General features: G+C 40.8%; 6 protein-coding genes and 1 pseudogene. All 7 read left to right on the forward strand.

Features of this window, described 5'->3' with window-relative positions; translation table 11 throughout:
• The first annotated feature begins 248 nt into the window (after positions 1 to 248).
• The gene (locus tag H7254_RS19605) at positions 249 to 1,523 is read left to right on the forward strand and encodes a TIM barrel protein (protein ID WP_301934587.1); all 1,275 of its coding nucleotides are present in this window, start codon (positions 249 to 251) and stop codon (positions 1,521 to 1,523) included.
• A 295-nt stretch (positions 1,524 to 1,818) separates the two neighbouring features.
• Positions 1,819 to 3,192, forward strand: a complete 1,374-nt coding sequence (locus H7254_RS19610) for an FGGY-family carbohydrate kinase (protein WP_301934588.1) — start codon at positions 1,819 to 1,821, stop codon at positions 3,190 to 3,192.
• A complete protein-coding gene (locus tag H7254_RS19615) occupies positions 3,189 to 3,926 on the forward strand; it encodes a (Fe-S)-binding protein (protein ID WP_301934589.1) in 738 nt (245 codons plus the stop codon). The genes H7254_RS19610 and H7254_RS19615 overlap by 4 nt, the downstream gene beginning before the upstream one ends.
• 297 nt (positions 3,927 to 4,223) lie before the next feature.
• Positions 4,224 to 5,606, forward strand: coding sequence for a lactate utilization protein B (locus H7254_RS19620; protein ID WP_301934590.1), 1,383 nt, complete (start codon positions 4,224 to 4,226; stop codon positions 5,604 to 5,606).
• A 23-nt stretch (positions 5,607 to 5,629) separates the two neighbouring features.
• Positions 5,630 to 6,274, forward strand: a complete 645-nt coding sequence (locus H7254_RS19625; protein WP_301934591.1) for an LUD domain-containing protein — start codon at positions 5,630 to 5,632, stop codon at positions 6,272 to 6,274.
• 222 nt (positions 6,275 to 6,496) lie between these two features.
• Positions 6,497 to 6,829, forward strand: a complete 333-nt coding sequence (locus H7254_RS19630; RefSeq protein ID WP_301934592.1) for a hypothetical protein — start codon at positions 6,497 to 6,499, stop codon at positions 6,827 to 6,829.
• Positions 6,830 to 7,211: 382 nt separating this feature from the next.
• Positions 7,212 to 7,420 (forward strand): annotated as a pseudogene (locus tag H7254_RS19635) (hypothetical protein); the annotation flags it as partial.

Genomic DNA, 7,420 nt, shown 5'->3' on the forward strand with positions numbered 1-7,420 from the left:
CTTAGTGGTTCAAAAAGAACTTAGTGCCACTTAATGTCTTTTTGCCTTAGTGGTTCAAAAAGAACTTAGTGCCACTTAATGTCTTTTTGCCTTAGTGGTTCAAAAAGAACTTAGTGCCACTTAATGTCTTTTTGCCTTAGTGGTTCAAAAAGAGCTTAGTGCCACTTAATGTCTTTTTGCCTTAGTGGTTCAAAAAGAGCTTAGTGCTACTTATTGTCTTTCTGCCTTAGTGGTTCAAAAAAAACAATATGCAAATAGAAAAAATTAAAATCGAAGAACACAATCACTCGCTGCAAAAAGATCACCAGCGCAGGTTTGATTTTATTGCCGCAGATGTAAACAATGTAGAAGCAATCATCGAAAAGCTGATCGCCTTCCAGGTAGCCATTCCAAGCTGGGCGCTGGGTACAGGCGGTACCCGCTTTGGCCGTTTTCCCGGTGGTGGGGAACCCCGTAACCTCGAGGAAAAGATTGAAGACATCGGATTGCTGCATGCACTCAACCAATCCAGCGGTGCCATTTCTTTGCACATTCCCTGGGATATTCCGGAAAATGCAACTCATATAAAAGCATTGGCTGCACAACATGGATTAAAGTTTGATGCCATGAATTCCAACACTTTTCAGGATCAGCCCGGGCAACAGTTAAGTTATAAATATGGGTCACTACAAAATGTAAACAAAGCCATTCGTCAGAAAGCCATCGAACACAATATTGAAGTAATAAAATATGGCATCGAACTGGGCTCCGAATCATTGACCGTTTGGCTAAGTGATGGCAGTTGTTTTCCCGGCCAGTTAAATTTCAGGACTGCTTTTCAAAACACGCTGCAAAGCCTGGAAGAAATTTACGCTGCCTTACCCGCCAACTGGAAAATGTTTTTAGAATACAAAGCCTTTGAACCCAATTTTTATTCTACCACCGTAGGCGATTGGGGCCAATCATTTACTTACGTAAATAAACTGGGACCAAAAGCATTTACGCTGGTTGATCTTGGTCACCACTTACCCAACGCCAACATTGAACAAATTGTTTCACTGTTGCTGATGGAAGGAAAATTGGGCGGCTTTCATTTCAATGATTCAAAATATGGAGATGATGATTTAACCGTAGGTAGTATCAAACCCTACCAATTATTTTTAATTTTTAATGAACTGGTAGAAGGCATGGATGCCAAAGGCATGAACCACGCCAATGGTATCGGCTGGATGATTGATGCATCGCACAATGTAAAAGATCCGCTGGAAGATTTACTGCAATCAGTAGAAGCCATCATGCTCACCTACGCTCAGGCATTGCTGGTTGACAGAACAAAATTGCAGGCTGCTCAAAATAACAATGATGTAGTAACCGCACAGGAAATATTACAGCAGGCCTTTCGCACCGATACCCGTGCGCTGGTTGCCGAAGCCAGGCTAAAAGCCGGTGCAGCATTGAATCCGCTGGCCTTGTACCGAATTGAAAAAGTGAGAGAAGCTCTTATTAAACAAAGAGGAGCTAAGACGGTAGCAACAGGGTTATAATATTTTTAAGCGTATATATCAATGCTGGTTAAGGTACGGAACACTGCAAGCAGGGATCATTACTTTTTTTGCGAAACAAATTGCCCCGCATTTAAAGCCTGAAAGGCTGGTAGTTTTATAAAAGATGATAAGTATAATCAGAATAAAATCCTGAAAGGATTACGATACGCTGTTCTTTCATCTTTCGTTTTTATTGTGTATTAATATTTTTTTTCTACCATAGTTACATCTCTTCTGGAATAGGAAAGTCTGTCACGTTTTATGATACCCGATCAAAAAATATCATTATCAATACATGAACAAACAAAATGTTATAGCCATCTTCGATATTGGTAAAACCAATAAAAAATTATTGTTGTTTGATGAGCAGTATAAGCTCGTGCAGGAGCAAAGTGAGCAATTAGCTGAAACAACTGATGAAGATGGCTTTGCCTGCGAAGATGTGCAAGCCTTAACACAATGGGTAAAAAATTCATTTGATGCCATCACAGACAACGGGCAATTTGAAATAAAAGCAGTCAACTTTTCTACTTATGGAGCAAGTTTTGTATATATTGATGCAGCGGGAAAAGTAATCGGTCCCTTATACAATTATCTGAAAGAATATCCCGGATATTTAAAGGAGCAATTTTACAAATCCTATGGCGGTGAAACCACTTTTGCAAAGCAAACTGCCTCGCCGGTATTGGGAAATTTAAATTCGGGCATGCAGTTGTACCGGTTAAAATATCAACAGCCTGAAACCTTTGCGCATATTGCAGTTGCATTGCATTTGCCCCAATACATCAGCTATATTCTTACCCGTAAAACATATACAGATATTACCAGCATCGGATGCCATACCAACCTTTTCGATTTTAACAGCCATCAATATCACCCATGGGTTAAACAGGAGGGCCTTGATACAAAATTTGCGGCTATCCTCCCTTGTAATTCTATCGCCGGTTTTGTAAATAAAACTATTCCGGCAGGTGCCGGTCTGCACGATAGTTCTGCCGCATTGATACCATACCTCGCAGCATTTCAGGAACCATTTATTTTATTATCTACCGGTACCTGGTGCATTAGTTTAAATGCTTTTAACGATGAACCACTAAGCGAAGAAGAACTGCACCAGGACTGCTTATGTTATCTTAGCTACCAGGACAAAATGGTAAAAGCAAGCAGGTTGTTTGCCGGCTACGAACATGAACAGCAGGCAAAAATACTCGCCGGGCATTTTAATCAGCCGCTCAATCATTTTTCAACTGTTCAATACAATCCTTCCTTTATTAAAAATAATACAACACCATCTATTGTTGTAACCAATGCCGCAATGGTTTCGGCTTCCCGTTTTGGTCAAAGAGATTTGAATGATTTCCAATCGTACGAAGCAGCTTATCACCAGTTTATTTTTGACCTTATACAACAACAGGTACAATCAACCAGGCTTGTGCTGCAGGACACGGTAAAGCGAATTTTTGTAGACGGTGGTTTTAGCAAAAATGCAGTGTATATGCACCTGCTGGCAAATGCATTTCCGCACATGGAAATCTTTGCAGCATCGGTTGCACAAGCTTCTGCCCTCGGTGCCGCCCTGGTAATGCACGCACACTGGAATAACAAAACATTGCCATTCGACATTATTGAACTAAAATTGTATACCCACTCAAACAATGTTTTTTTATGAAAGCAGGTCTGTTTATTCCTTGTTATGTCGATCAGTTTTATCCACAGGTAGCCATTGCAACATTGCAGTTACTGGAAAAACTGGGCGTGGAAGTTGTGTATCCGCCCAACCAAACCTGCTGCGGACAACCCATGGCAAACTCCGGCTTTCAGCATCTAACCAAAGGTTGCGATGAACTGTTTGTAAAAAACTTTGCTAACCTCGATTACATCATTTGTCCTTCCGGCAGTTGTACGCTGCACATCAAAGAGCATTTGCACCACGACCGGCACGAAGCAACGGCAACGGCTATTCGCAGTAACATATATGAGCTCACCGAATTTATGACCGATATATTGAAAGTAGAAAAACTCGATGCCAGTTTTCCGCATAAAGTAAGCATGCATCAGAGTTGTCATGGCCAGCGGGGATTAAAAATTTCGCAAATGAGTGAGCTGGTTGCGGAACCTTTTTCAAAGCCTGGAAAACTGTTGCAAATGGTAAAAGGTATTGAGCTCGTTGAATTGAGCAGGCCGGATGAATGCTGTGGTTTCGGCGGAAGCTTTTGTGTGTTTGAAGAAGCGGTAAGTGCTAAGATGGGCAAAGACAGGGTAGCAGATCATATCAATCACGGAGCAGAATTTATCACCTCCGCCGACATGAGCTGTCTGATGCACATGGAGGGTATTTTGAAAAGACAAAAGAGCAAGGTGCAGGTAAAGCATATTGCGGAGATATTGAACGCTTCTCTTTAGTTATGAGATCTAAGTTATGTGTTATGAGTTATGTATAGGGGTATTTATTGTTGTCCGGACTAAGAAGCAATGTGGTACTGTATTGGCGTCGCACCCTTGTACATTTATTATTTATTCAGCTTTTATCAAAGCGATGAGTTGTACCCGGTTTTTTAAGTTACCCGTGCATGTGTAAATTGTTTGGGTACTTATGAATTGTTCTGATATTTATTAACTGCTTTGGCATTTATAAATTTCTCTGGCATTTATGAATTGCTCTGGCATTTATGCCAGAGAAAAATTAAATAAAATATACAAATGGAACACAACAATAAAGATCATGCAACCCTGGCAGCTACATTCAATGTGGATGAACCAAGGGTTGACTGGCATGACGAAACATTATGGTTTGTAAGGCAAAAAAGAGATAAGGCAGTACACGTTTTGCCCGAATGGGAAGCATTAAGAGAAACGGCTTCGCAGATAAAAAACAATGTGCTTTCAAACCTGCATCAATACCTGCTGCAGTTTGAAAAAAATGCACAACAAAATGGCATTACGGTACATTGGGCAGCAGATGATAAAGAGCACAACCAGCTTATACATTCTATACTACAGCAAAATCAAATCAGCAGGATTGTAAAAAGCAAGTCGATGTTAACGGAAGAATGTCACCTGAATGATTATTTAAAATCTGTTGGTGTTGATGTGGTAGATACCGATCTGGGCGAGCGCATTGTGCAACTGGCCGACGAAGCGCCCAGCCACATTGTACTGCCCTGTATTCACTGGAAGAAGGAAGAGATAGGAGAACTGTTTCATCAATACCTCGGCACACCCAAAGGCAATGCCGATCCCCAGTTTTTAACGGGTGTTGCAAGGGAGCATTTAAGGGAGAAGTTTTTAACCCGCCGGGCAGCTATTACCGGTGTTAACTTTGCCGTGGCAGAAACGGGGGAGTTTGTAGTATGCACCAATGAAGGCAACGCAGATATGGGCGCTCACCTGGCCGATGTACACATCGCCAGTATGGGAATAGAAAAAATTATACCGCTGCAAAAACACCTTGGTGTATTTCTTCGGATACTTACCAGAAGTGCTACCGGGCAACCCATCACTACCTATAGCAGTCATTTTAAACAGCCACGCATAGGCCAAACGTTGCACATTGTAATTGTCGATAATGGCCGGAGCAGGCAACTTGGCCGGGAAGATTTTCGCAACTCGTTAAAGTGTATTCGCTGTGCGGCCTGCTTTAATACCTGTCCGGTGTACAGGCGTAGCGGCGGCCATAGTTATCATACGGCTATTGCCGGGCCTATTGGTTCTATATTGGCACCCAATCTTGATATGAAACAGTATGCCGATCTGCCATTCGCCTCTACATTGTGTGGTAGTTGCAGCAATGTATGCCCCGTAAAAATTGATATCCATCAGCAATTGTACAAATGGCGGCAGGTATTGGTGAAGGAAGGTTATGTACCTTCCGCAAAAAAAATAGCTATGAAGGGGATGGCTGTAACATTGTCCAGTCCAGGCTTTTACCGGTTGGCAGGTAAAATGGGTCGCTGGGTCATCAAACACTTTCCTTTCCTGGTAAATAATAAATTAAACGCGTGGTACAAACAGCGTGACATGCCATCGCCGCCTCCTGAATCTTTTGGAGAGTGGTATAAAAAAAACCGAAAAGAGCAAAGCTAAAAACACAGATTATAAATTATAGTATGGAAACTATGCAAACCAAGGACGCAAATAATGGCATCCCTTTAGGAGAAGGGCGTGTGAGCAGAGAAAATATTTTAGCCAATATAAAAAATAATCAGCCTTCCCTTATAGCCTTACCCGAGGTAGAAAATTTTCAACAACCATTTACAGATGTTGTTGAAAAGTACAAGACCATCCTGCAGTCAATCGGAGGCAGCGTGTATGAAGTTAAAAATATAGCCGCTGTCATTGATACTTTGAAAGTACAGTTTATTGATACCAGCAGAATTATTTCAGTGTTGCCTGAACTTTCTCCTTATGCAACATTTTATCAGCAGGGTGATGATCCGCACTTACTCAATGATGTGGATATTGCTATTATTCCTGCTCATTTTGGCGTAGCCGAAAATGGTTCGGTTTGGGTAACCGAAGCCATTTTGCAGGAAAGGGTATTGCCCTTTATTTGCCAGCACCTGGTAGCTATTATTGATACAAAAAATATTATAGCTACCATGCACGAAGCGTATGATAAAATAGCCGGAACAACCTATGCGTTCGGAACCTTCATAGCCGGTCCTTCAAAAACGGCAGATATAGAACAGTCGCTGGTTTTGGGTGCCCACGGTCCTAAAACTATGACGGTGTTTATTATGGAAAGCGAGTGATCTTCTTTTACTGTAAATTAAAAGTATTCTGCACAGCAAGTCAATTCAATATTACCACTTTCGCGAAGGGTAAGTACTATTCAGATTTCAGCTATGGCAATACATTTCATCCGTATTTGCCAATCTGTTATTTTTTGGTTAACGGAGGATAGTAAAATAAACTTCCTGCCACATTTCCGTTCTTAAAAACGAGCTTTTTAAAAACAATTAAAAACTAAAAAAATGAAATCACTTATCGCAACATCAATCGCAGTTATTATTTGTGCAGCTTCTTTTGCGCAGGCAGGTCCGGGTCATCAGAGAACCCATATCCGCAACCACTCAAGGGTAAATGAAGTTAACGGCAGGATAGACAATCAGGAAAAACGCATTACCGAAGAACGCAAGGAAGGCGATTTAACAAAAGGCCATGCTAAACAGGATCGTAAAAACCTTTCAACCATCAACCAGGAAAAAAAGGATATGCGTAAAATGGATAAGGGACATTTAACAAAAGCGGATAAGAAGGCACTCAACCAGCAATTAAATACCAACAGCAAAAAAATTGGTCAATAAATTTTATTACCATTTTAAGAGCGTTGTACTGTAATGGGACAACGCTTTTTTTTATGCCGCTACTATTTAGCCGATCCCTTTTGTCTTTCCAGTCAGCTTTGTAAACTTATCAAAATTGGAGAAAAAGTAATGAAAATAAAATCGGGGCGGTGTTAAAAATTGCTGAATTACCAGCTATCAATGCAAGAAAGGAATCACCGAAATAAATCCATCTGTTAAATTTCAGTTTCTACATTGCTGCAAATTTTTAATATCAGTTTTTTTAATTTTAAGGGTACTTATTTTATCTTCTCCTATTTACCAAGGTTCGTTTATTTTTACATCAACTAAAAATACAACGATGCACTGCTCACATTTTTCTGCTCCTTCAAAAAAAGTTCTTATGCCAGTTCTTTTTTTCGCCATTATTTTCTCCCCCGTACAGGCTCAGACTGTAATACAATTGTATCCAGGTAAAGCGCCTGGTACAGAAAACTGGAACTGGCAGGAGAAAGACAATAACGAAAACATGTATAAAACCCGGGTGGTGTACAATGTAGTGCAACCAACACTCACCGCCTATTTACCTCCTGCTTCTGCCGCAAATGGTAC

Source organism: Ferruginibacter sp. (assembly GCF_014377975.1).
GTDB lineage: Bacteria > Bacteroidota > Bacteroidia > Chitinophagales > Chitinophagaceae > Ferruginibacter.